This window comes from Paracoccus tegillarcae, assembly GCF_002847305.1.
GTDB classification, from domain to species: Bacteria; Pseudomonadota; Alphaproteobacteria; order Rhodobacterales; family Rhodobacteraceae; genus Paracoccus; species Paracoccus tegillarcae.
Genome location: NZ_CP025408.1, coordinates 1,587,308 through 1,610,172 on the forward strand (window position 1 = coordinate 1,587,308; position 22,865 = coordinate 1,610,172).

General features: G+C 62.4%; 21 protein-coding genes. 5 read left to right on the forward strand and 16 right to left on the reverse strand.

Going from position 1 to position 22,865, the window contains the following annotated elements; genetic code table 11:
* The first annotated feature begins 1 nt into the window (after window position 1).
* From CUV01_RS07825 to CUV01_RS07835, 3 genes are read left to right on the forward strand one after another with little or no spacing between them, the layout of a single operon-like run.
* Window positions 2-328, forward strand: a complete 327-nt coding sequence (locus CUV01_RS07825) for a Dabb family protein (RefSeq protein ID WP_101459980.1) — start codon at window positions 2-4, stop codon at window positions 326-328.
* Window positions 322-1,491, forward strand: a complete 1,170-nt coding sequence (locus CUV01_RS07830) for a dihydrodipicolinate synthase family protein (RefSeq protein ID WP_101459981.1) — start codon at window positions 322-324, stop codon at window positions 1,489-1,491. Before CUV01_RS07825 ends, CUV01_RS07830 begins: the two co-directional genes overlap by 7 nt.
* Window position 1,492: 1 nt before the next feature.
* Window positions 1,493-2,506: a LacI family DNA-binding transcriptional regulator gene (locus CUV01_RS07835; protein WP_101459982.1), complete on the forward strand. Its 1,014-nt coding sequence runs from the start codon at window positions 1,493-1,495 to the stop codon at window positions 2,504-2,506.
* On the opposite strand, the gene CUV01_RS07840 is transcribed toward CUV01_RS07835, so the two are convergent.
* Entirely contained in the window at window positions 2,503-3,621 is a 1,119-nt protein-coding gene (locus tag CUV01_RS07840) for an iron-containing alcohol dehydrogenase family protein (RefSeq protein WP_101459983.1), read from the reverse strand. The genes CUV01_RS07835 and CUV01_RS07840 overlap by 4 nt on opposite strands.
* Before the next feature lie 263 nt (window positions 3,622-3,884).
* Here CUV01_RS07840 and pdxA point away from each other — a divergent pair, with 263 nt between their 5' ends.
* A complete protein-coding gene (gene pdxA, locus CUV01_RS07845; protein WP_101459984.1) occupies window positions 3,885-4,862 on the forward strand; it encodes a 4-hydroxythreonine-4-phosphate dehydrogenase PdxA in 978 nt (325 codons plus the stop codon).
* A gap of 22 nt (window positions 4,863-4,884) precedes the next feature.
* Here the strand turns inward: pdxA and CUV01_RS07850 are convergent, their stop codons facing one another.
* From CUV01_RS07850 to CUV01_RS07900, 11 genes are all read right to left on the reverse strand, one after another.
* A complete protein-coding gene (locus CUV01_RS07850) occupies window positions 4,885-6,063 on the reverse strand; it encodes a sialidase family protein (protein ID WP_101459985.1) in 1,179 nt (392 codons plus the stop codon).
* Between the two features lie 82 nt (window positions 6,064-6,145).
* Window positions 6,146-6,868 (reverse strand): FadR/GntR family transcriptional regulator, encoded by a 723-nt coding sequence (locus CUV01_RS07855; protein WP_101461944.1) that lies wholly within the window; start codon window positions 6,866-6,868, stop codon window positions 6,146-6,148.
* Window positions 6,869-6,912: 44 nt separating this feature from the next.
* Entirely contained in the window at window positions 6,913-7,941 is a 1,029-nt protein-coding gene (locus CUV01_RS07860; protein ID WP_101459986.1) for a four-carbon acid sugar kinase family protein, read from the reverse strand.
* A 27-nt stretch (window positions 7,942-7,968) separates the two neighbouring features.
* Window positions 7,969-8,874, reverse strand: coding sequence for a 5-dehydro-4-deoxyglucarate dehydratase (locus CUV01_RS07865; RefSeq protein ID WP_101459987.1), 906 nt, complete (start codon window positions 8,872-8,874; stop codon window positions 7,969-7,971).
* Window positions 8,875-8,898: 24 nt separating this feature from the next.
* On the reverse strand, window positions 8,899-9,579 hold the full coding sequence (locus CUV01_RS07870) for an SDR family NAD(P)-dependent oxidoreductase (RefSeq protein ID WP_101459988.1): 681 nt from the start codon (window positions 9,577-9,579) through the stop codon (window positions 8,899-8,901).
* A complete protein-coding gene (locus tag CUV01_RS07875) occupies window positions 9,576-10,550 on the reverse strand; it encodes a 2-hydroxyacid dehydrogenase (RefSeq protein ID WP_101459989.1) in 975 nt (324 codons plus the stop codon). Before CUV01_RS07875 ends, CUV01_RS07870 begins: the two co-directional genes overlap by 4 nt.
* Window positions 10,550-12,169: an ABC transporter ATP-binding protein gene (locus tag CUV01_RS07880; RefSeq protein ID WP_101459990.1), complete on the reverse strand. Its 1,620-nt coding sequence runs from the start codon at window positions 12,167-12,169 to the stop codon at window positions 10,550-10,552. Before CUV01_RS07880 ends, CUV01_RS07875 begins: the two co-directional genes overlap by 1 nt.
* Window positions 12,162-13,085: an ABC transporter permease gene (locus CUV01_RS07885; RefSeq protein WP_101459991.1), complete on the reverse strand. Its 924-nt coding sequence runs from the start codon at window positions 13,083-13,085 to the stop codon at window positions 12,162-12,164. The genes CUV01_RS07880 and CUV01_RS07885 overlap by 8 nt, the downstream gene beginning before the upstream one ends.
* A gap of 7 nt (window positions 13,086-13,092) precedes the next feature.
* Entirely contained in the window at window positions 13,093-14,007 is a 915-nt protein-coding gene (locus CUV01_RS07890) for an ABC transporter permease (protein ID WP_101461945.1), read from the reverse strand.
* Window positions 14,008-14,085: 78 nt separating this feature from the next.
* Complete coding sequence (locus CUV01_RS07895; RefSeq protein ID WP_101459992.1) at window positions 14,086-15,585, reverse strand: ABC transporter substrate-binding protein; 1,500 nt, start codon at window positions 15,583-15,585, stop codon at window positions 14,086-14,088.
* A gap of 201 nt (window positions 15,586-15,786) precedes the next feature.
* Complete coding sequence (locus tag CUV01_RS07900; protein WP_198731896.1) at window positions 15,787-16,710, reverse strand: DMT family transporter; 924 nt, start codon at window positions 16,708-16,710, stop codon at window positions 15,787-15,789.
* Between the two features lie 178 nt (window positions 16,711-16,888).
* Here CUV01_RS07900 and CUV01_RS07905 point away from each other — a divergent pair, with 178 nt between their 5' ends.
* A complete protein-coding gene (locus tag CUV01_RS07905; RefSeq protein WP_101459993.1) occupies window positions 16,889-17,821 on the forward strand; it encodes a LysR family transcriptional regulator in 933 nt (310 codons plus the stop codon).
* Between the two features lie 26 nt (window positions 17,822-17,847).
* Here the strand turns inward: CUV01_RS07905 and CUV01_RS07910 are convergent, their stop codons facing one another.
* The 4 genes from CUV01_RS07910 to araD are packed head-to-tail and all read right to left on the reverse strand — an operon-like array spanning window position 17,848 to window position 22,746.
* A complete protein-coding gene (locus CUV01_RS07910) occupies window positions 17,848-18,558 on the reverse strand; it encodes a ribonuclease activity regulator RraA (RefSeq protein WP_101459994.1) in 711 nt (236 codons plus the stop codon).
* Window positions 18,559-18,560: 2 nt separating this feature from the next.
* Window positions 18,561-20,081, reverse strand: coding sequence for an aldehyde dehydrogenase (NADP(+)) (locus CUV01_RS07915; RefSeq protein WP_101459995.1), 1,521 nt, complete (start codon window positions 20,079-20,081; stop codon window positions 18,561-18,563).
* Window positions 20,082-20,094: 13 nt separating this feature from the next.
* The gene (locus tag CUV01_RS07920; RefSeq protein WP_101459996.1) at window positions 20,095-20,994 is read right to left on the reverse strand and encodes a dihydrodipicolinate synthase family protein; all 900 of its coding nucleotides are present in this window, start codon (window positions 20,992-20,994) and stop codon (window positions 20,095-20,097) included.
* Window positions 20,995-21,003: 9 nt separating this feature from the next.
* A complete protein-coding gene (gene araD, locus CUV01_RS07925; protein WP_101461947.1) occupies window positions 21,004-22,746 on the reverse strand; it encodes an L-arabinonate dehydratase in 1,743 nt (580 codons plus the stop codon).
* Between the last annotated feature and the right edge of the window lie 119 nt (window positions 22,747-22,865).

The window sequence follows — 22,865 nt, forward strand, 5'->3', positions numbered from 1 at the left end:
CATGATCCGCCATATTGTCCTTGTCCGCTATCGCCCCGATGTGACCGAGGAACAGATTGCCGCCATCCATTCCGATCTGGACGACATTCGCGCGCTGTTGCCCGGCATGGGTCGCTTTTTCGCTGGCCGCAGCGAAAGCCCCGAACTGCTGGAACGCGGCTATATGCACGGGTTCACCGTTGATTTCGACAGTTGGCAGGCGTTGGCCGATTATCAGGAACATGCCGAACACAAGCGCGTCGGTGATGCGATTGTGGCGGCGGCCGAGGGCGGTGTTGACGGTATTCTGGTCTTTGACCTGCCAGTTGACGGGGTCGATCCGTGCTGAACCTGCCCACCTATGACGGCACGCTGGAGCCTTATGCGCTGACCGGCGATCCGCTGATCCCGCGCGCGCCCAAGGTGGCGCTGACGCGCACCGCCTTTGCAGCCGCGCATGTGGTCAGCGATCCGATGGCCGAGCGCGCGCCATGGACCGGGCGCCCGGCCGTCGATTGGGACAACACGCTGCGGTTTCGTCATTGGCTTTGGGATCAGGGTCTTGGTCTGGCCGAGGCGATGGATACCGCGCAACGCGGCATGGGCGTGGATTGGCAGACGGCTCGCGAGTTGATCGAGCGCACGATGGCCGAGGCCAGGACCCATCCTCTCGGGCCGCGTGTGGCCTGCGGCGCAGGCACCGATCACATGGCACTGGATCATCTGCGCGACGAGGCCGCGATCATCGCCGCATATGAAACCCAGATGGCCGCGATCGAGGCAGCGGGCGGGCAGGTCATTCTGATGGCCACCCGCGCATTGCCGGCCATTGGTGCCGGCGCCGATGGTTACACCCGCGTGTATGATCGACTGCTGAGCCAGGCAAAGGACCCGGTGATCCTTCACTGGCTGGGCGACATGTTCGACCCGGCGCTGGCCGGGTATTGGGGTTCGCCCGATATTGCCGCCGCCTCTGATGCCGCTTTGGCGATCATCGAGGCAAATCGCGGCAAGGTCGACGGCATCAAGATCTCGCTTCTGGATCAGGCCCATGAAGAGGCCTTTCGTGCCCGCCTGCCAGAGGGGGTGCGGCTCTATACCGGCGATGATTTCAACTATGCGGCCCTGATAGAGGGCGACGGGACGCATCATTCGCACGCGCTGCTGGGCGCATTCGCGGCCATCGCCCCTGCGGCGGCACAGGCGCTTGAGGCCTTGGCGCAAGACGATCACGACACCTATCACGCGCTGCTGGCCCCGACCGTGGCCCTGTCGCGCGAAATATTCAAAGCGCCGACACAGTTCTACAAGGCCGGCATCGCCTTTCTTGCCTGGTTGAACGGGGCGCAATCTCACTTCATCATGCCTGCAGGCTTTCAATCTGCACGCGAAATCACGCATTATGCGCAGGTCTATCGGCTGGCCGATCGGGCGCGTGTTCTGGCGCGGCCCGATCTGGCGGAAAAACGCATGGACCAGCTGCTTGCGCTGCATGGTCTGGGTAAGGAGTAACATGGACAGACGCCCCACAATTCTGGACGTAGCCGCGCGTGCGGGGGTGTCGAAATCGACCGTATCTCTGGTCTTGAAAAACAGCCCTCAGATCAAGGCCGAGACCGCTGCAAGGGTGCGCCGCGCCATGCAAGAGGTCGGCTATGTCTATAATCGCGCGGCGGCCAATCTGCGCAGCAGTTCAACCGGGCTGATCGGACTGGTCATCAACGATCTGCGCAACCCGTTCTTTACCGAATTTGCGGCCTCGTTCCAGATGGCCCTGTTCGCGCGCGGTTACGCGACGGTGATATCGAATTCAGGCGAGGATGCGGCGATGCAGGCCGCGATCATCCATTCTATGATCGAACACGGCGTTTCTGCGCTGGCGATATCACCCGCTTATGGCGATGTGACCAGCACCTTCGATCAACTTGCCCGAGCCAACGTGCCGACCGTGCAGGTGCTGCGACAGGTCAGTTCGCGGACAGATAAATTCCCCTTTTCATCTTTCGATTTCGTTGATGGCGGCGGTCAGGCGGCCCGCCATCTGATCGCCTCCGGCGCACGTCGCATCGCCTTTGTCGGCGGGCTTGAGGGCCGTCAGATCACGGCTGAACGCATGTCCGGTTATCTGTCCGAGATGCAGCGGATCGGGACCGAACCCATCGTGCTGTATGGTCAACCCTCACGGAATGCAGGTGCCGAACTGGCACAGCAGATCATGCGCGAACACCCGCAGGTGGATGCGGCCATCTGTTTTAACGATCTGGTCGCCCTGGGCATGATGAATGCGTTGGAACGCGAGGGCCAGCGCGTTGGCGAGGATTTCCGGCTGGTTGGTTTCGACGATCTGGAGGAAAGCGCGCAGTCCTTGCCGCCCCTCAGCTCTGTCAGTTGCGACATCACCAGCTTTGGTGAAAAGACGGCGTCGAGCCTGCTTGACTGGCTGACCAAAGGCGTCGTGCCCCCGGCCACGCATCGACAATCGGTGCGACTGGTGACACGCGCATCCAGCGGTGGTCGGGGCGTTTAGTAGGCGGCGCGATAGATCGACTGAATATCGGCGACAGACAGATCGACGGGGTTCCAGTCCAGCAACCGGCGAATGGCGTGGGCCTCGGTGGCCATGGCGGGCAGATCATCCTCGGGCACGCCATGCGCGCGCAGCCGCATGTCCAGGCCAAGGGCTTCGCAGAACTCATTCGCGCCTGCCAGCACCGCTTGCGAGCCATTGGCGTCAAAGCCCAAGGCGTTGCAGATGGCCTGTGTCTTGTCTGCGGCAGCGGGGGCATTCAGCGCCAGAACATGCGGAAAAATCAGTGCATTTGCGATGCCGTGCGCAAGGTGATGCCGCGTGCCAAGCGGATAGGCGACTGCGTGGCCCGCAGTGGTATTGACGGGGCCTAGGCAAACCCCGCCATACAGCGCGGCCAGCGACAAGCCCGCCCGCGCCTCTGCATCAGATCCATCCTCCACCGCGCGGCGCAGATATTTCCCAACCAGTTCGATGCCCTGCAGCGCATAGCTGTCGATGATCGTATGCGCGCGCTTCGAGGTGAATGCCTCGACGCAATGGGCCATGGCATCGACCCCGGTTGCGGCCGTGACGAATGGCGGCACAGAATAGGTCAGCGCCGGATCAACAATGGCCAGATCGGCCAGCATATGCTGGCTTTCGGTTGCGATCTTGGCCTGAGTGCCGGGGTCGGTGACCAGCGCGCGCGTCCCGACTTCGGACCCGGTGCCTGCCGTGGTCGGGATCTGGACCAACCCCAACCGACGTGGTGGTGCGCGGTGCGGGCCCGAGATATCGCCAAGTGTGACGTTTTGACCGGCCATGACCGCGACCAGCTTAGCCAGATCCATGGCCGAACCGCCGCCAAATCCGATGACGCAGTCCGCCCCATCGGCAGCGTTCACCGCGGCGTTCAGGTTGTCGATATTCGGCTCGGGCACGACCGTGCCGAAGCAGTTCACCTGCCCCAATCCCAGAACCTGCAAGCGCGCGGCGTTCACCGGATCTGCGACAACCACCGGATTGCGGTAGCCCTGTTGGCTCATCCAGTCGGCCAACCTGTCGATCTGGCCCGCGCCAAAGCGCAGAACGGGCGGCCGCAGCATCTCGATCGGGTCTGAAAGCGTTGGCATGGGAAGCCTCCGGTTGTGGCAACTGCTGGTCGCTGGTGCTTACTGTTGATCCGGCATGTCCGGCATCGTCCAGAATTGGCTGGCAAGAATAATTTGTCAACAAGTATATTCTGCCTGAAATTACATATTTATTAGTATATATTGCGATATATATTCGGGCGGATGATGTTGTTAGCGAAACTAATTGACAACTTATGCGGTCAACCCCATTCTGCCAATACATTCGTATCAGACAGCTGAATCAGCCCCAAAAGGACCCGAGCATGACCGATAGACCCATCGTTATCACCATGGGCGACCCCTCGGGCGTGGGCGCCGAGGTTACCGTCAAGGCGATTGCCTCGCTGCCAGCAGAGGACCGCGCCGGTTATGCCGTTATCGGCGACCTCGATACGCTGCAGCGCGCAATTGCGGCCAGCGGTGTGTCACTGGCGCTGTCAGATCAGGCAGGCAACGGCGCGCTGCGCGTCGTGGATGTCCCGGTCGACGATCTGCCGGGCCGGTTTGGCGTCTTGTCCGAGGCCTGCGGCGAAGCGTCGTTTCAATATATCAATCGCGCCGTGCAGATGACCAAGGCCGGCGAGGCGGCGGGCATCGTGACCGCCCCGATCAACAAAGAGGCGCTGAATGCTGCCGGCCACCATTATGACGGACATACCGGGATGCTGGCGCACCTGACGGGCTGCAAATCCTCTTGGATGCTGCTGGCATCGGAAAGGCTGAACGTCATCCACGTCTCTACCCATGTCTCGCTGAAGGATGCGATCAGCCGGGCGACGCCCGAACGTGTGGCCGAGACCATTCGCACGGGCCACCGCCATCTGCGCCGCATGGGCATCGAAAACCCGCGCATCGCTGTGGCCGGTATCAACCCGCATTGTGGCGAGAACGGGCTGTTCGGTCGTGAGGATGATCTGCAAATCGCACCGGGGGTCGAAATGGCGCGGTCCGAGGGGATCGACGTTCAGGGCCCGATCTCAGCCGATACGGTGTTTCACCGTGCCTATCAGGGGGCTTTTGATCTGGTGCTGGCGCAGTATCACGATCAGGGGCATATCCCGATCAAGCTGATTGCCTTTGACAGCGCGGTCAATGTCTCGCTTGGGTTGCCGATCGACCGCAGCTCGGTTGATCACGGGACGGCCTTTGACATCGCCGGGACCGGAAAGGCAAACCATATCAACATGCTCTCGGCGCTGGACTATGCCGGCAAGCTGGCGCGGGGCAGGCGCGCCGCCTGATCACCTTACCTATTGGATGAGATTACAACCGGGGCAGGCGGTCCCGCCAGCCGGCTGCCAGACGCACATGCTTGATCGCGCGGCGATGGAACGTATAGGCCAGATGCAGGCTGCCATCTGCGGTTTCCAGCAGCCAAGGATATGACAACTCGTGGTTCTTGCCATCCAGCGAATTGTTCGACAGGCACGCGCCATCGCCGTCTTCGATCAGATAGCGTTCCGGAAAGCTGACCCCACCATCCGCGGACAGGCACAGGGCAACCGGCGCACGGCGTACCCCCCAGATGGGCTCGCACCCGCCAGTGGTGTCGGCATCAGGGCGGTCGTCGTCTTGGCCCAACTCGTCATACAGCGATGCGCGCCGATCCGTCGACATTTCGGCGTTCACCGGATTACAAATCAGGGCAACCTGCCCCGAAGCCAGCCGCGCTGCTGCAACTGACGAATTGTTGTTGGGAACGTCGGTCGCCACCGGTTCGGACCACGAACGTCCGCCATCCTGGCTGTCCGAGCGGCAGACCCAGTCTGCCTGACGGCGGCGATAGAACGCAGCCATCCGCCGACCATTCGCAATTGGTCCCATATGAACCGACCCGACCGAACCGGGCACCTCGCGATTGTCCCAGGTTTTTCCCTCATCCGCCGAGATCGCAACAGCGGCGACGTCGTGGCTGCCGGTCCATTTCTGCCCCGGCCTTTGCACGCAGCGAAACAGCGGCAGCAGCCAAGAGCCATTATCCAGAACCTGAATGTTTGCACGGATAAAACAGCCACGCGGCAGATCCAGATAGCTGCCCTCATCGGTGCTGAGTTGCAGCCCATCGCGGGCTAGACGCGCCATACGGATGCGGCATTCGTCCTGATTTCCGGCAGGTTGCGACGTGTGGAACAGCCAGAGCTGGCCGTCGGGCGCAGCAAAGATCACGGGGTTCTGTTCCGAATGGTCCGGGTCGTCACTGAGGGTGGCGACCGGCCCCCAGTCTGACGCACCGGGTTCCAGAACCGACGCACGAATAGAGATATCCGATTTGCCCTCGAGCGAGCCGCCGAACCAGGCGCAGATCACCGCGCCATCTGACATCTCGGCCAGAAACGCGGCGTGGTTCTGCACGGCTGGCGAGGGCAGAAAAGCCTCATCCCGGCCCGGGGCCACAGGCCGCAATTGCCCATTCATCACTGCAGCGATTTCGTCGACGGTCATGGCCCTCTCCCGGTTTGGCAGGCGGGATTCAGCGCCGCTCAGGGCGAAAAGTCAAGAAATTTGTTATCTTGTTATATTCTTGTCAATTTTTCATTCGCAGGTCGATCAGCCCGCCGCCGAACAACCGGTCCCGTGAATGTTCCAGATGGGCCCGCATCAGCCCTGCAGCCCGGTTGCCATCCTGATCCGCGATGGCCTGCCGGATCGCGGCATGTTCCTGCAACACGTCGGCCAGACCCTTGGCGCCGTCGCTCATCAGGGACTGACCATGCATTTTCATGCCAACGTTGATGTGCTCGCGCAGGGCGCGCATCGAGGCTTCGTAATATTGGTTGTTCGACGCCTTCGCGATGCCAAGATGAAAGGCGAAATCGGCATCCTCTCGATGTTGCAGCGATCCGGTGGCATCGCGCAGCAGGTCCAGCGCGCGGTCGATTTCTGCCAGCGCATCATCGTTGCGCCGCGCGGCGGCCAGCTGCGCCGCGTCACATTCCAAAGTCAGCCGGAACTCGTAACAGCGTTGGATATCGGCCAGAGTCTCGACCCGAGCAAAGCCGACAGGCGCATTGACGGGCAGCCGCACATAACTGCCGGCACCCTGACGCGAATAGATCAGTCCTTCGTCGCGAAGCCGTTCCATCGCGGCGCGAAGGATCGGACGCGAGACGCCGAATTCCTGCGAAAGCGCGCTTTCCGGGGGTAGTTTCTGGTTCACCTCGTATTCACCGTTCGAAATCCGGGTGAACAGCAGGTGATAGACCTTGTCGGCCAGCGTGGTTCGCGGCTTGGCCTTTACGTCGGTCATGGCGGGCTCCTTCGGCATTGTGACCCCATGACTAGCCGATCCGCTCACGATTTGACAAATTTATCTGCCAGCCTCGCCAGCGTATCGGGCCCGCCAAAGCCGCCCGACTTGGTCAACAGCGTCAGATTGCCGTTGAGGCTGCGCGAAACGGGCAGGCCGGGCAGGACCTCGCCCAGCAAGTTCAGGGCGCGAATATCCAGCTTGCGCAGGATCGCATGGGCGGTCTCACCACCGCAGGCAAACAGGCTGGCTGGCCGGGACCTCTGTATCTGACCGGCAATGCCTGTTGCAAAATTCTGCCCCGCCACCGCGCCAGTGATCGGGTGGTCGCCCGACGTCATCTGAACCAGTGTCAGAGGTGCCGTTGCCAGATCGGGCACCTGCCCGTTGGGTGCCGGGACAGGCTGCAGGCCTGACATGTCAATCTGCGTCAGCGTCACCGGATCGCGCGAGCCGATGGCCAGCAAAGCGGGCAGAGGCAGGGCGATTTGGGGGGGCCGCGGTCCCGGCGGCAGTCTGCGGGCCAGCGCCTCTGCCAATCCGGCGGCGCCGACATACATCATGTCGCGCAGATCGGCGGGCAGCGCCAGATCCAGATCGGCGTCGCTGGCGGTGTCGGGAATGTGCGCGGGCAGACCGATGGCGTCGGCAACAGGGATGGGCTGGGCGACACCCGCGCCGGTGACACAACCGTTCACCACCAGACGATCCAGTCGCGGGATCGCCGGCGCGGCCAGCACCGGCCGTCTGAAGCGGGCGCAAAGGGCGGCAAGCTCAGCCGACACATGACCCTTGAGCCGGCTATCGACCTTTTTGAAGATCACTCCATCGAAACGGCGGGCCATCCCCGCGATAAGACTGACCAGGCCAGCAGCCTGGGACGACGACAATTCGCGGGTGCCGGTGGCGATGGCGATGACCGGAATCGCAGGATTGGCCAGCGATTCCGGCAGATCGGCGGGGTCCAGCAGGACCCGCGTGGGGTATCCGCGCGCCGCAAAGGCGCAACCGCTATCCAACGCGCCGGTCAGATCGTCGGCGACGATCAGGATGCGGTTTGCGCGTTTGCTCACCTCATCCCACCTGCCTGTGCCCTGACATCAGCCCCGGCCGCGCATCAGATCTTCCATCATGCCGACCTCTTCTTCGCTCAGATCGACCAGCGGCGAACGGACCCTGCCGGCGGCAAAGCCACGCAGGCGTACGCCCGCCTTGACTGCGGCAACCTCATAGCCAGTCTTGCGGTCGCGGATCGCGGCGAAGGGGTAATAGAATTCTTGCAGCAGCCGGTTGCAGGTCGCGTCATCGCCCAAGGTAAAGGCGCTGTGGAATTCCAGCGCGGTTGCCGGGACGAAGTTGAAGACTGCCGAGGAATAGGTCGGCATCCCCGCGCCGCGATAGGCCTGGGCGAACAGTTCATGCGTCGGCATTCCGCCGATATAGCTGAGCCTGTCGCCCAACCGCAGGGTCACGCGCCGCACCGTGTCGATATCGCCCGTTCCATCCTTGAAGCCGATCAGGTTGGGGCATTCATCAGCCAGCCGCGCCAGCGTGTCTTCACTGACCCGCGCCTGCCCGCGATTATAGACGATCACGGCCATCTTGGTCGCATTGCAGACCGCGCGAATGCGGGCCTCGACCCCTTCTTGCGGCGCATTGATCAGATAGTGCGGCAGCAGCAGGATACCGTCACCCCCCGCAGCCTCGATAGCCTGCGCCATCTCGCAGGCCATACGCGTGCCATAGCCACAGCCGGCGATGATCGGCTGGTTGGGCTGCGCCTCTTTGGCGACGCGGACGACATCGACCACTTCGGCCGGCGTCAATGAGAACAATTCGCCGGTACCGCCAGCGACGATCAGCCCGGCGACGCGATAGTCTGACAGCCACTCCAGATGCGCCCGGAAAGGCTCGGCGGCAAAGCGATCCTGATCGTCAAAGGCGGTCACCGGGAATGACAGAAGGCCGGTGCGGATGCGGGATTGCAGGTCAAGGTTGTCGAGCATGTCAGATGTCCTGATTTAAGATGTTCAAAGCGAAGCGCCGCCGCAGATGACGATCTCTTGTCCAGTGATCGCGCCGGCATCGGGTGACAGAAGAAAGGCCACCGTCGCGGCAACTTCCCGAGGCCGGACCATCCGGCCGATAGGTGGCAGTTTCGGTGCCTCGGACGCGCGCTGCGGGTCGCGCAGCATGGGCGTGTCGGTGGCGCCGGGGGCGACGATATTCACGGTGACGCTACGCGGCGCCAGTTCAGCGGCGACGGATCGCGTCAGGCCCGACAAGGCGGCCTTGGACGCTGCATACAGCGCACGACCGGGCGCACCGCGCGCGACCCGGCTGCCGATCAGCACGATGCGTCCGCCATCTGGCAGTCGCGGGGCCAGGGCGCCGATAAGCCGGGCGGCGGTATCGACATGCAACTGCCACATGCGTGCGCCATCTGCGTGGTCAAAACTATCGTGCGGCCCGACGCGCAGCAGGCCCGCCGCATGAACGACACCCGAAAGCGCGGGCAGATCAGACAGTGCCTTTTCCAGCGCCAAAGGGTCGGTCAGATCGACGGGCATGTGGGTAAATTGCGGTCCCAGTCCCTTGGGCGCGCTGCGGCTAAACCCGATGACCGGGTGACCAGCCTCCAGCAGGGCTTGCGCGATGGCAAGCCCGATGCCTGAACTGGCTCCGGTTACAAGGATCGCCGGTTGGGTCATGCCTGCGCCGGCGCAGGTGCATAGGCCCGCAGATCGACCGGGGTCAGCAACGCCTGACCTGCGTAAAGCGCGGCCAGATTATCGACGACCAGTTGCGCCATGGCGTCGCGGGTTTCGACCGTGCCGGAGGCATGATGCGGATACAGCGTCACATTGGGCAGCGCGGTCAGCGCCGGGTCTGCATCCGGCTCGCTGGCGAAAACATCCAGCGCGGCATGGCCCAGGGCACCCGAACGAAGCGCGTTGATCAGCGCCGTTTCATCCACAACCGAGCCGCGAGAGACGTTGATCAGCAAGCCGTCAGGCCCAAGCGCGGCCATCACCTTGTCCGAAATCAGACCGCGCGTGCCCTCGCCACCCGCGACAATCGCGATCAGCACATCAGAGTCGCGCGCCAGCGTGACCAGATCGGCCTGATAGTCCCAGGGCAGATCCTTGGCACGGCGGTTCCAATAGCTGACCTGCATCTTCAGGGCCTCGGCGCGGCGAGCGATTTCCTGCCCGATCGTGCCCATACCCACAATGCCCAACCGCTTGCCCGCGATCGAGCGTTGCAGAGGGAACATCCCCTTTTTTGCCCAATCGCCGGACCGGACATAGGCATCCGCAGGCACCAGCCCGCGCCGCGCCGCCAGCATCAGCATGATCGCGGTGTCGGCCACATCGTCGCTGAGCGCGGATGAGGTGTTGGTCAGCTTGACCCCGTGTTCGGCCATGGCCGCCAGATCAAAGCTTTCGAACCCGGCGCTGGAGCAGGCAACCAGTTCCAGCCTGGGCATCGCCTCGATGATCTCGCGCGTAACAGGCACATGGCCGTTGGTCACGATAGCGCGGCAGTTCGGCCCGTTCTCGGCGATGAAGGCGGCCTTGTCCTCTGCCAGATCAACGCGGTGCAGCGTATAGGCGGCCTCTAGCTGCGCCATCGCGACGGGTCGCATCGGATACAGCATCATCACGTCGGGTTTGGTCATTACGCGGTCCTTGCCAAGCGTTCGGCCCGCCGTTGCGCCTGAACCTCGGGGTCGGGGTCCAGCGACGCGGCCAGCAGGTTCTGGGTGTAAGTCTCGCGCGGGTTTTCAAAGATTTGCCGCACCGGACCCTGTTCGACGATTTCGCCCTTTTGCATGACGATCACGCGGTCGGCGAAGTCGCGCACGACCGGCAGGTCATGGGCGATGAAGATATAGCTGAGGCCGAACTCATCCTTCAGCCGGTCCAGCAGGTCGATCACCTGCGCCTGAACCTGCACATCCAGCGCGGAAACGGCCTCGTCGCAGACGATGACGCGCGGTTCCAGCGCAAGGGCGCGGGCAATGGCGATCCGCTGTCGCTGACCGCCGGAAAATTGATGCGGGTTGCGATGCGCGTGCTCGGCCTGCAGGCCGACCTGTTCCAGCAATTCCGACACACGGTCGCGCCAACGCGTCTTTGGCAGGATTTCGGGGTGAATGACCCATGCCTCAGAAATGATCTGATAGACCGTCATCCGCGGGTTCAGGCTTTGCGTCGGGTCCTGAAACACCATCTGAATGTCGCGCCGCATTTCGAACAGCTCGCGTGGGGACAGGGTAAAGAGGTCGCGCCCGTTATACATGGCACGGCCACCACTGGGCTCTTCCAGTCGCAGCAAAACCCGCGCGGTGGTTGACTTCCCCGACCCGGATTCGCCGACGATGGCCAGCGTTTCACCCTCGCAGAGATCGAAATTGACGCCGCCAAGCGCCGTGAATTCGCCGTATTTCTTGGACACGTTTTCCAGCCGCAGGATCGGATCGGTCTTGGGCGGGTTTTCGTGCATCTCGCCCTGACCGGGCGCCGCGCCGATCAGCCGCTTGGTGTATTCGTGCTGTGGGTTGGCATAGACTTCGGCGGCGGTGCCCTGCTCGACGATTTCGCCGGCGTTCATCACCACGACACGGTCTGCGATCTCGGCCACGACGCCAAGGTCATGGGTGATGATCAGCAGTGCCATGCCGGTTTCGTGCTGCAATTCCTCTAGCAGCGACAGGATCTGCGCCTGCACCGTGACGTCCAGCGCGGTGGTCGGTTCGTCCGCGATCAGCACATCGGGGCGCAGCGCCAGCGCCATGGCGATCATCAGGCGTTGCCGTTGCCCGCCCGAAAACTGGTGCGGATATTTCACCGCCGATGCCGCCGGGTTGGGGATGCCGACCTTTTCCATAAGTTCCAGCGTTTTCGCCTTGGCCTGGCTGCGCGCTGTGCCGTGAGTGGTCAGCGCCTCTTCGATTTGCCAGCCGACGGAATAGACCGGGTTCAGGTGGCTCAGCGGGTCCTGAAAGATCATGGCGATGCGCTTGCCGTTGATCTCGCGGCGTTCATCGGCGTCCATCGTCAGCAGGTCCTTGCCGCGATAGATGATCTGGCCCGAGGTGATCTCGCCCGGCGGGCAGTCGATCAGATCCATCACCGCCGAGGCAGAGACCGACTTGCCCGAACCCGATTCGCCCAGGATCGCCAGCACCTCGCCCGGTGCGACCTGCCAGCTTACATTGCGGACGGCCTGAACGGGGCCGCGCGCGGTGTGAAATGTGACCGACAGGTTACGGACTTCCAGCAGGGGTTCAGCCATTTTTCCGGCCTCCGATTTCTAGGCGCCAGCGTTGCTGCGGGTCCAGCGCAACGCGCATCCAGTTCGACAGCAGGTTAAGCGACAGCGTGGTCAGGATGATCGCCAGACCCGGCCAGAAGCTGAGCCACCAGGCGCTGGTCAGATAGGGCCGGCCCTGCGCGACCATCAGGCCCCATGTGATTTCCGGCGGCTGAATGCCGATGCCCAGAAAGGACAGCGAGCTTTCGGCCAGCATGACGAACGAAAAATCCAGCGTCGCGATGGTCAGCAATGTAGGCAGGATCATCGGCAGGATATGACGAAAGATGATCCGCGGCGTCGGCGCGCCCATGACGGTGGCGGCCTGAACGAACATCCGTTCACGCACCTCCAGCACCTCGGCGCGCGTGGTGCGCAGGTAGATCGGGATACGGGTGATCGCCAGCACCAGAATGATGTTTCCGACCGAAGGGTCCAGCATGTAGAGCACGATCACCGCCAAGAGCAGCGACGGAAACGACATGATCACATCGGCCAGGCGGGGGATCAGTTCGGCCATGCGACCGCGCGAGTAACCGGCGATCAGACCCAGGGCCGAGCCGATCAGCATCGCCATCACGACAGCGCCTGCGGCAACCGCGACCGTGTTCTGGGCGGCCACAATCAGGCGCGCCAGCAGGGGCCGGCCCAGCTGATCGCCGCCGAGGATCAACATGAACCCCTGCGACAGATCAAACGGTGCCGCATTGCGTCCGCGCAGGTTTTGCTTGGTAGCGATATCCTCCATCAGGATTGGCCCAAAGATGGCGCAGGCCAGCACGAACAGCAGAAACAGCGTGGCAAAGAAGGCCAGCTTGTCCGCCCAAAGCAGGCGCAGCCAGGTCTGGAACGCGCTGCGTTCCGGCGGGGTCGTCACGGGGGTGGATGCCTGTGTCATGATCGCCTCAATACCGGATGCGGGGATCGAGTACGGCATAGGCCAGGTCGATCAGGATGTTCATGATGAAGATGGCGATGGCGGTGACCATGATCGCCGCCAGAATCACCGAAAAGTCGCGCTGCAGGATCGAATCGATCATCAGCTTGCCGACGCCGGGAAAGCCAAAGATCGTCTCGATCACGACGGCTCCGTTCAGCAGCGCGGCGGCCTGATCGCCGATCACGGTGATGACCGGCAGCATGGCGTTGCGCAGCGCGTGCACAAAGATCTGTTTCTTGGGGGTCACGCCCTTGGCGCGGGCGGTTTTCACATAGGCCGAGGACAGCGCCGTGATCATCGACCCGCGCACCACCTGCAGGATCAGGCCAAAGGGCCGGATGAACAGCACCGCGATGGGCAACACCCAATGCGCCGCCGTTCCGGTGCCAGATGTGGGCACCCATCCAAGCGTGAGGGAAAAGAACACGATGGCCACAATGGCGACCCAGAAATCCGGGGCCGCGGCGCCGATCAGCGAAAAGAAGGTGGCGACGCGGTCGAAAAAGCCGCCAACGTTAAAGGCCGCCAGCGATCCCAATGTGATCGCCGCGACCGATACCAACGTCATGGTGATCAGCGCCAGTTGCAGCGTCCATTTGAACGCCTCCAGCACGACCTCCAGCGCGGGGCGTGCGCGGCGAATGGAATCGCCAAAGTCCAGATGCAGGATATCCCAGACGTAATTGCCGAACTGCACGATCAAGGGTCGGTCCAGGCCGTGGACGGCGCGGAAATTGTCACGTGCCTCCTGGCTGGCGTCGATGGGCAGATACAGGTCTGTCGGATCGCCCGTCAGGCGCGACAGAAAGAACACGGCAACGATCAGCAAGGTCAGCGAGATCGCGCTGGAAATCGCCCGTTTGAACAGAAATTTCTTCATCGTCTCACTGCTTTCGGGTTGCCGGTTTGCCGGAACGGGTTCGGTGGCGGCACAGGGCATGCCGCCACCTTGTGTGCGCTACTTGATCTTGATCTGCGACAGTTGCAGTTCCGAGTTCGTGGCAATCGAGGGTGTAAAGTCCAGCCGTTCGGACACGCGGCTGAAGCCGACCATGTGGAACAGGAAGACATCGGCATAAAGATCATGTGCCTTTTGGAACACCGCGCGCCATGCGTCGCCGCGCTCGTCGCCTGTCTGGGCGGTCGCGTCGGCAATCAGCCCGTCCAGTTCCTCATCGCAGATGCCCGACTGCAAACCGTCACAGGCATATTTGAAGTACATGGAAAAGACGGGGTCGCCACGGTTATTGTCGTGCATGGCCGCAACCAATGCCGGCTGATCGCCTGCTGCGAACGGCTTGGAATAGTATTTGATCCATTCCGCAACTTCGACCATCTCAAGTTTGATGTTCAGCCCGGTCTCGGACAGCATCTGCTGCAGGGCCTCCATCACCTCGGTCACGTTGGGGAAGTTGCCCAGACGACCGACCAGCAGGATTTCGGTATCGACCGGCACGCCATCGGCACGCGCCTCTTCGACCAGCCGTTGCGCCTCTTCCAGATTGTATTCCGGCACGCCCAGATCGACATCGGCGCCAAGCGCGGTCGGCACGGTCATGTGCGTGGCCAGCGTCGCGGCCTCGGGCACCAGCGTGCCCAGGAAAGCCGCGCGATCCACCGCCATGTTCAGAGCCTGACGGATACGAATATCATCCAGCGGTGCAATGTTGCTGTCGACGCGCAGATAGGTGGTTTCCGAGTTCGGATAGGCGAAATCGGTGGCCTCGTTGGTGGCATCGATCTGGCTGATCAGCGGCACGATATCGGCCTCGCCCGCTGGCACCATGGCAGCGCGGACGGCATCGTCGGTGCGGAACAGATAGGTGGCCTTGGCGACCTCGGGTTGTTCGCCCCAATAATCGTCGCGGCGGGTCAGGATTATGTCCTGACCGACATTCCACTCCGTCATTTCATAGGGGCCCGTGCCAACCGGCTCACGCGTGAATTCCATTGCCGTTTCCGACGGCACGATGGTCAGCGTCGACATCAGCAGCGGCAGGATCGGCTGCGCGGGGTCCGAGGTGATTTCGATGGTGTTGTCGTCGACCGGCGTTGCGGTCAGCGTCATGCCGCCAAAGAACTTGGCCCCGATTTCGCAGGTCAGGTCCGGCGACAGGGTGCGGGTGATCGAATGCGCGACATCTGCCGAATCAAAGCTCGACCCATCTGAAAAAACGACGCCCTGACGCAGGTTGAAACGCCAGGTGCCTTCGCCCTGATCTTCCCAGCTTTCGGCCAGGCGCGGCATCAGCGAGCCGTCATCGGTGTTCAATTCGGTCAGGGTTTCCGAGATATTCTGCAGGATCACCCGGCCGATATTCGACTGCGAGGCCATGCAGGGCTCAACGGTTTCCAGTTCTTCGTTCAGGGCGATGACGACATCGTTTTCCTGGGCAAAGGCCGGCATCGCCAGCATAAGAATACTCGCCCCGCCAAGCAGGGTTGTGCGACAGTTCATTGGATTTCCTCCCATAGGAGCGGCTTTTGCAAGACAACCGGCGCGCGCCGCAGAACGCCGGAGATGTGCACCGACCCGTGACCAGCAGCAGCGGTCACCTCCATCCGGATCGGGTTTGATTTTAAGCGCATCAGCATTTCAGTCGACTCGTTTCTGATGCAGTTTGATACGTTCTCGCTATCAGTGGTGACTCCATTGGTATCAGCCCGGCACCACGACCTGCCGACCCCGCGCCGAGGCGGCCATCAACAGGATTGCGGCAAAGATCAGCGCCGCGCCCAGCCAGGTCGATAGCGGCGAAAGCTCGCTAAAGATCAGCCAGGCAGAGAGCGCGACAAAGGGTAGGCGCAGAAAATCGACCGGTGCGACCAGCGAGGCGTCGGCCAGTTGGAACGCCCGCGTGACGCCCAACTGGGACACCGTGCCAATCACCCCTTGCAGCGCCAGCAGACCCCATTGCGCCGTGGTCGGGGTGGACCAGAAATACCATGCAGGAATCGCCGCCAGCGGAACCGACATGATCAGGTTCCACGCCACCAGCGTATCAGCGCGGTCGGTGCGACCCATCACTTTCAGCATCAACTGGATCGCTGCTGTCAGCAGCGCGGCCAGCAGGGCCAGCATCAGCGCGCGCTCTTCGCCCAGACCGATCGAAGGCGCAAGAATGACCAGAATACCGGCAAAGCCCAGCAACAGCCCCCCAAGCCGCAGCGGCCCCGGTTTTTCCGAAAGAAACAGCCATGCGCCAAGGGTGACAAAGATCGGCGCGGCAAAGCCGATCGCCGTGACCGTCGCCAGTGGCGCCGCCTGCAGGGCCGCGAACATGGCCACCAGTGACCCCAGCTTCAGCGCGGCGCGGATCACATGGCCCGCCCGCGCCTTGGTGCGCAGCATTTCCGGACGGCGCAGGATCAGCGGCAGCATCGCGATCAAGCCAAAGCTGACCCGCGTAAAACCAATGACAAAGGGATGCACCTCGCCGGCCAGTAACCGCACGATGGTGCTGTCAACGGCACCGCCCATGGCGACCAGCGCCATGATCGACACTCCGGTTACGGCATTTCGGTCGGTCATCATCCCCCCGGTGCGGCACATCACGCCCCGCCATATGACAGGTTTCCGCATTTTTGTCATCTTGTAAACAAAATTCATCAATTTTGACCGAAGTCGCCACTTATGGATGAAATAAATACCAATAATAGCTGAATAATTTTAGACAGCAGGCCAAGATATACGAAAATAACAAAATCTGGGCCGTTGCGGCGACGCGCCAAGTTCCGCAGGATGCCGAGAGGGGGCGCGGATGAGTGGATCAACCATCGAACTGAACCAGTTGCGCTATTTTGTGGCGGTCGCGGAAGAGTTGAATTTTCGGCGCGCAGCCAGACGCCTGAACATGACGCAACCGCCGCTGTCGCGCCATATTGCGCTGTTGGAACACAAGCTTGGGGCCCGGCTGTTCGATCGGACCAGACGGTCGGTGCAATTGACCCCCGCCGGGCGCAGGCTGCTGGCGGACGCGACCGATATTCTGACGCGGACCGAAAGCGCGATTCTGTCCGCGCGACAGGCTGCGCAGGGTCGCGCGGGGCATATCGAACTGGGCTTCGTGCCCTCTGCCTGTATCGAGGTCATTCCACGGATCGCCCGCCGTGTCCGCGAGGCCTTGCCTGATGTCGATCTGAACCTGCGCGAAGTGATGACCCCCGAGGCCGTCGATTCCCTGCAGGCGGGCAGCCTTGATTTTGCGATCTTGCGGCTGCCGCGCCATAATCCCGGACTGCCCATCGAAAAACTGTGGAGCGAGGCCTTCGTTCTGGCTTTGCCAAAGGGTCACCCCCTGCTGGATCTGGATCCGATCCCGATCACCGCGCTGCACGGGGTGGATTTCATCAGCTACTCGTCCGAACGCGGCGGCTTTCTGGCCGAGGTGGTGCAGGGCTATCTGAACACGCAGGGCGTGACGCCGCACATGGTCTTTGCGGTGGCACAAAGCCACACGATCATGGCGCTGGTGGATGAGGGTTTTGGCGTCGCGCTGGTGCCCCGGTCCAACAGTCAGATCGCAATGCCGCGCACGGTAATCCGCGAGATCAACCTGTCGGGCGACATGCTGCATTCTGATTTGTATCTGGCGCTGCGGCCCAGAGAACCTGACCCGTTGATCCGGGATGTGGCGCAACTGATCCGCGATGAACTGACGCCCGAGATCTTGCCGCGCGGGCGGGGCGGTTAGGGCGCACTGATCTGCGCCCCGAACCATCAACGATTATTGGTTTTGCGCCAGTCTGCGAATTCATCCGCAAATTCAGGCTTGGTCTGCGGATACAGCCCGATGATCGGCGTGCCGGATTTGACCTTTTCGATGACGAAATCCTCATAGGCGGTCATTTCAACGGCCTCATCGGCCGCTTCGTCGGCAAGCGCCTCGGGAATGATGATCACACAATCCGCGTCACCCACGACGATGTCGCCCGGAAAGACCGGGGCATCGCCACAGCCAATCGGCTCGTTGATCGCGATGGCCTCGTTATTCGTGAGGTTCGTCGGGCTGGATGGCCGCGTGTGATAGGCCGGCATGTCCAGTTCCGCGATTGTTGCCGCATCGCGAAAGCCGCCATCCGTCACGACCCCCGCAGCCCCGCGCATCATCAGCCGGGTGATCAGGATATCACCGGCCGAGGCCGCGATGGCCTGTTTGCGGCTGTCCATGACCAGAACGTGCCCATCGGGACAGGTCTCGATGGCGACCCGCTGCGGGTGATCTGCATTGCGAAACACCGTCATTGGGTTGCGGTCTTCGCGTGCCGGGATATAGCGCAGGGTAAAGGCCGGGCCGACCATGTTCTTGCCCTTCCAGCCAAGCGGATTGACGCCCTGGATTACCTGATTGCGCAGACCGTGCTTGTACATCACGCTGGCCAGAGTCGCGACCGAGACGTTCATCAGCTTTTCGCGGGTAGCGTCTTTCATCGTCATACTCCTTGCAGGTCGCTTGGCAGCACGTCATCGGGGATGTTCTGAAAGCTGACCGGCCGCAGAAAGCGGCGGATCGACAGCGTACCGACCGAGGTTGCGCCAAAGTTGGTGCTGGCGGGATAAGGGCCGCCATGAACCATGCTGTCTGCAACCTCGACCCCGGTGGGGAAGCCATTGGCCAGAACGCGACCGGCCTTGCGTTCAAGGATCGGCAGCAGGCGGCGGGCCTCGGGGGCGTCTTCGTCGTCCAGATGGATGGTGGCGGTCAACTGGCCTTCAAAGCCCTTGGCCAGCTTTTCCATCTCTGCCGTGTCGCTGACGCGGATGACCAGACCAAGCGGGCCAAACACCTCTTCGCCAAGGGCGTGATCCTGCAGATAGGTCGCAGCATCGGTTTCATAGAGGTTCGGGTTGGCTTCCCGGCCCGCGCTTTCGTTTGACAGAACGGGCGTGACGCTGTTGCGACCCTCAAAGCGGGCCTGACCGTCGCGATAGGCGGATGCGATGCCATTGGTCAGCATCACTTGCGGACCAACATCAGCCAGTCCGGCCTTGGCGGCGGCGACAAAGGCGTCACCAGCGGCCCCCTTTTCCACGACGGCGATGCCTGGATTGGTGCAGAACTGGCCTGCGCCCATGGTCAGCGATCCGGCCCAGCCCTTGCCAATGTCTTCGCCACGCGCCTTGGCAGCATGGGGCAGAACGAACATCGGGTTTACGCTGCCCAGTTCGCCGAAGAACGGAATGGGCTCGGGGCGTGCGGCGCACAGATCGAACAGCGCGCGGCCACCGCCAAGTGACCCGGTAAAGCCAACCGCCTTGATCAGCGGGTGCTGGACCAGTGCGGTTCCCACATCGCGGCGTCCGCCCTGGATCAGGGAAAACACGCCTTTGGGCATCCCGGTTTTCTCGATGGCGGCGTTGATGGCCTCGGCCACGATTTCGCCGGTGCCGGGATGGGCGCTGTGACCTTTGACCACGACCGGGCAACCAGCGGCCAGCGCGGCGGCGGTGTCACCGCCGGCGGTCGAAAAGGCCAGCGGAAAGTTCGAGGCGCCAAAGACCGCAACCGGGCCGATGGGCCGCTGGATCACGCGCAGATCGGGGCGCGGCAGCGGCTGACGGTCGGGCAGAGCCTCATCACGGCGGCGGTCCAGATAGGCGCCATCGCGAATATGGCTGGCAAACAGGCGCAGCTGGCCGGTGGTGCGGCCGCGTTCGCCCTGCAGGCGTCCCTCGGGCAGACCGGTTTCCTGCGATCCGATTTCGGTGATCTCATCGGCGCGGGCTTCGATTTCGTCGGCGATGGCCTCAAGGAAGGCCGCGCGCTCTTCGCGCGAGGTATAGCCGTAGGTCCAGAACGCTTCTTCGGCCGCTTCACAGGCCGCGTTGACCAGATCAACAGTGCCCACGCTGAACTCGTGTTCCGGGCCGTGTGCGGGCTCGGATTTGAAGGTCTGATCGCCGCCGACCCATTCGCCGGCGATCAGGTGTTTTCCATGTGGGGTGAAGGTCATCGAGTGTCCTTTCTCAGATCAATTTGTTTGCCGACAGAAAGCCGGTCAGCTTGTCGCCCTGCGCAGGCGTCAATGGCCATGCCGAAGGCGGACGGGTCGGACCGCAATCCTGACCCATGGCGATCAATGCCGACTTAACGCCGGTGACGTTGGTTCCGTTCAGCTCTTCGGCGCGGATTTCCTCGAAAGCTGCCATATCGGCGATCAGTGCGCGTGCCTTTTCGTAGTCGCTTGCGTTCAGAGCCTCGAGAATGGCGACGGAGCGTTCGGGCCAGACGTTGATCAGCCCGCTGGTAAAGCCGCGCGCCCCGACGGCATAGAATGTGGGTGCCCAGACCTCGGCCAGACCGCCGACCCAGGTGATGCCGGGGTCGCAGGCGGCGATGGCTTCGGCCAGTTTCATCGGGTTGGGCGTAGCCCATTTGACGCCCTTGACGCCGGGGATGGCACAAAGCGCCTCGATCCCTTTGATGCCGATTGCGTCGTTGCGAAGGTACAGCATCATCGGCAACCCGCCGGATGCATCGCTGATCGCCTTGACGTAATCCACCGTGCCGCGCGGTGCCACGAACGGATCTGGCGGCTGGTGGATCATCAGCGCCGAGGCGCCCGCATCCGCCGACGTCTTGGCCAGACGGCAAGCATCGCGGATGCCGCGTCCCACACCGGCCAACAGCGGCACGCGGCCATCTATCAGCGCGGCAACCTCGGTTGCCATCGTGCAGGCCTCTTCGGTGGTCAGCGCGTAGAATTCGCCGGTATTGCCGTTGACGACCGGCAATTGCACGCCTGCCCCAATGGCCCGGTCAAGGATGGGGGCCAGTTTCGCGGGCGCGATTTCGCCATCCGCGTCATAAGGGGTCACAAGAATGCCGGAAATTCCGGCCAGAGCCTTGTCCAGATCGTGGGCCATGAGGTCCTCTTAGAAAATGTCGGGTTCACCGGCCGCTTGACCGAAGCTGCGTTCAAGAAAGTCGAAATCGCAACCCTTGTCGGCCTGCGTCACGTGGCGCGAGAACATATAGCCCCAGCCCCGCTCAAAGCGTGGCTCGGGTGCTTGCCATGCCGCGCGACGGTGTTCGATCTCGGCCTCGTCGACCAGCATGTTCAGCTGCCGGTTGGGCAGGTCCAGCCGGACGATATCGCCGGTCTTCAGCAGGGCCAGCGGCCCGCCGATATAGCTTTCGGGTGCGACATGCAGCACGCAGGCGCCGTAAGAGGTGCCCGACATCCGCGCATCGGAAATCCGCAGCATATCGCGATGGCCTTGCTTGATCAGCGCCTTGGGGATCGGCAACATGCCCCATTCGGGCATCCCCGGACCGCCCAGAGGGCCAGCATTCCGCAGCACCATGACGTGATCCGGGGTCACTTCCAGATTTTCGTCATCGACCGCCTTTTTCATCTCGGAGTAGCTGTCAAAAACCAGCGCCGGGCCTTCATGGACCCAGTATTTCGGATCGCAGGCGGCGGGCTTGATGACCGCGCCGTCGGGGCACAGGTTGCCGCGCAGCAGCGCCAGCGAGCCCTCTGAATAGACGGGGTTGGACAGCGGGCGGATCACATCGTCATTATAGACAGCCGCGCCTTCGATGCCTTGTCCGATGGTTTTGCCCGTCACGGTCAGCGCCGACAGGTCCAGCCGATCGGTCAGCTGCGTCATCAGTGCGCGAAGTCCACCGGCAAAGTAGAAATCTTCCATCAGATAGTCTTTGCCTGACGGGCGGACGTTGCAGATCATCGGCGTTTCGCGACCAAGCGCGTCCAGATCATCCAGCGTCAGATCGACGCCAGCGCGCCGCGCCATGGCGATCAGGTGGACAACGGCGTTGGTCGAACAGCCCGTTGCCATCGCGACGATAGCGGCGTTGCGGACCGAAGCGGGATTGACGATCTGATCGGGGGTCAGCCCTTCCCAGACCATGTCGACGATGCGGCGACCGCATTCACTGCCCATGCGCTGATGGCCGGAATCGGCGGCGGGGATGGATGAGGCGCCGGGCAGGGACAGGCCCAGGGCCTCGGTGATCGAGGTCATGGTGCTGGCTGTGCCCATGGTCATGCAGGTGCCGACCGAACGCGCGATGCCGCCCTGAACGCCGATCCATTCCTCGTCGGTGATGTTGCCCGCGCGGCGTTCGTCCCAGTATTTCCATGCATCCGAGCCTGAACCGAGGATCTTGCCCGCGTAATGGCCGCGCAGCATCGGGCCGGCGGGCAAAAAGATCATCGGCACGCCTGCCGTGATCGCGCCCATGACCAGCCCCGGCGTGGTCTTGTCGCAGCCGCCCATCAGCACCACGCCGTCCAGCGGGTGAGAGCGGATCATCTCTTCCGTCTCCATCGCCAGCATGTTGCGATACAGCATCGAGGTCGGTTTGGTGAAGCTTTCATCGACCGACAGCGCAGGCAGTTCCACAGGAAAGCCGCCGGCGGCTAGAACACCGCGTTTCACGTCCTTGACCCGCTCGGGGAAGTGACCGTGACAGGAATTCAGTTCGGACCAGGTGTTCAGAATGCCGATGATCGGCTTGTTCAGAAATTCTTCTTCGGCATAGCCCAGCTGCATCATGCGCGAGCGGTGGCCGAAGCTGCGCAGATCGTCTGGTGCGAACCACCGCGCACTGCGCAGCTGATCCGGCGAGATGCGTGCATCTTTTGGCATAATGTCCTCCGAAGGCAAGGCGTTCACCATCTGATGTATTCGCATTCATTGATTCGCGTCAAGCAGGAAAACTGCAGAATAGCACCGCTAATAGGCCTAAAAACTGAAAGGTTGACAGG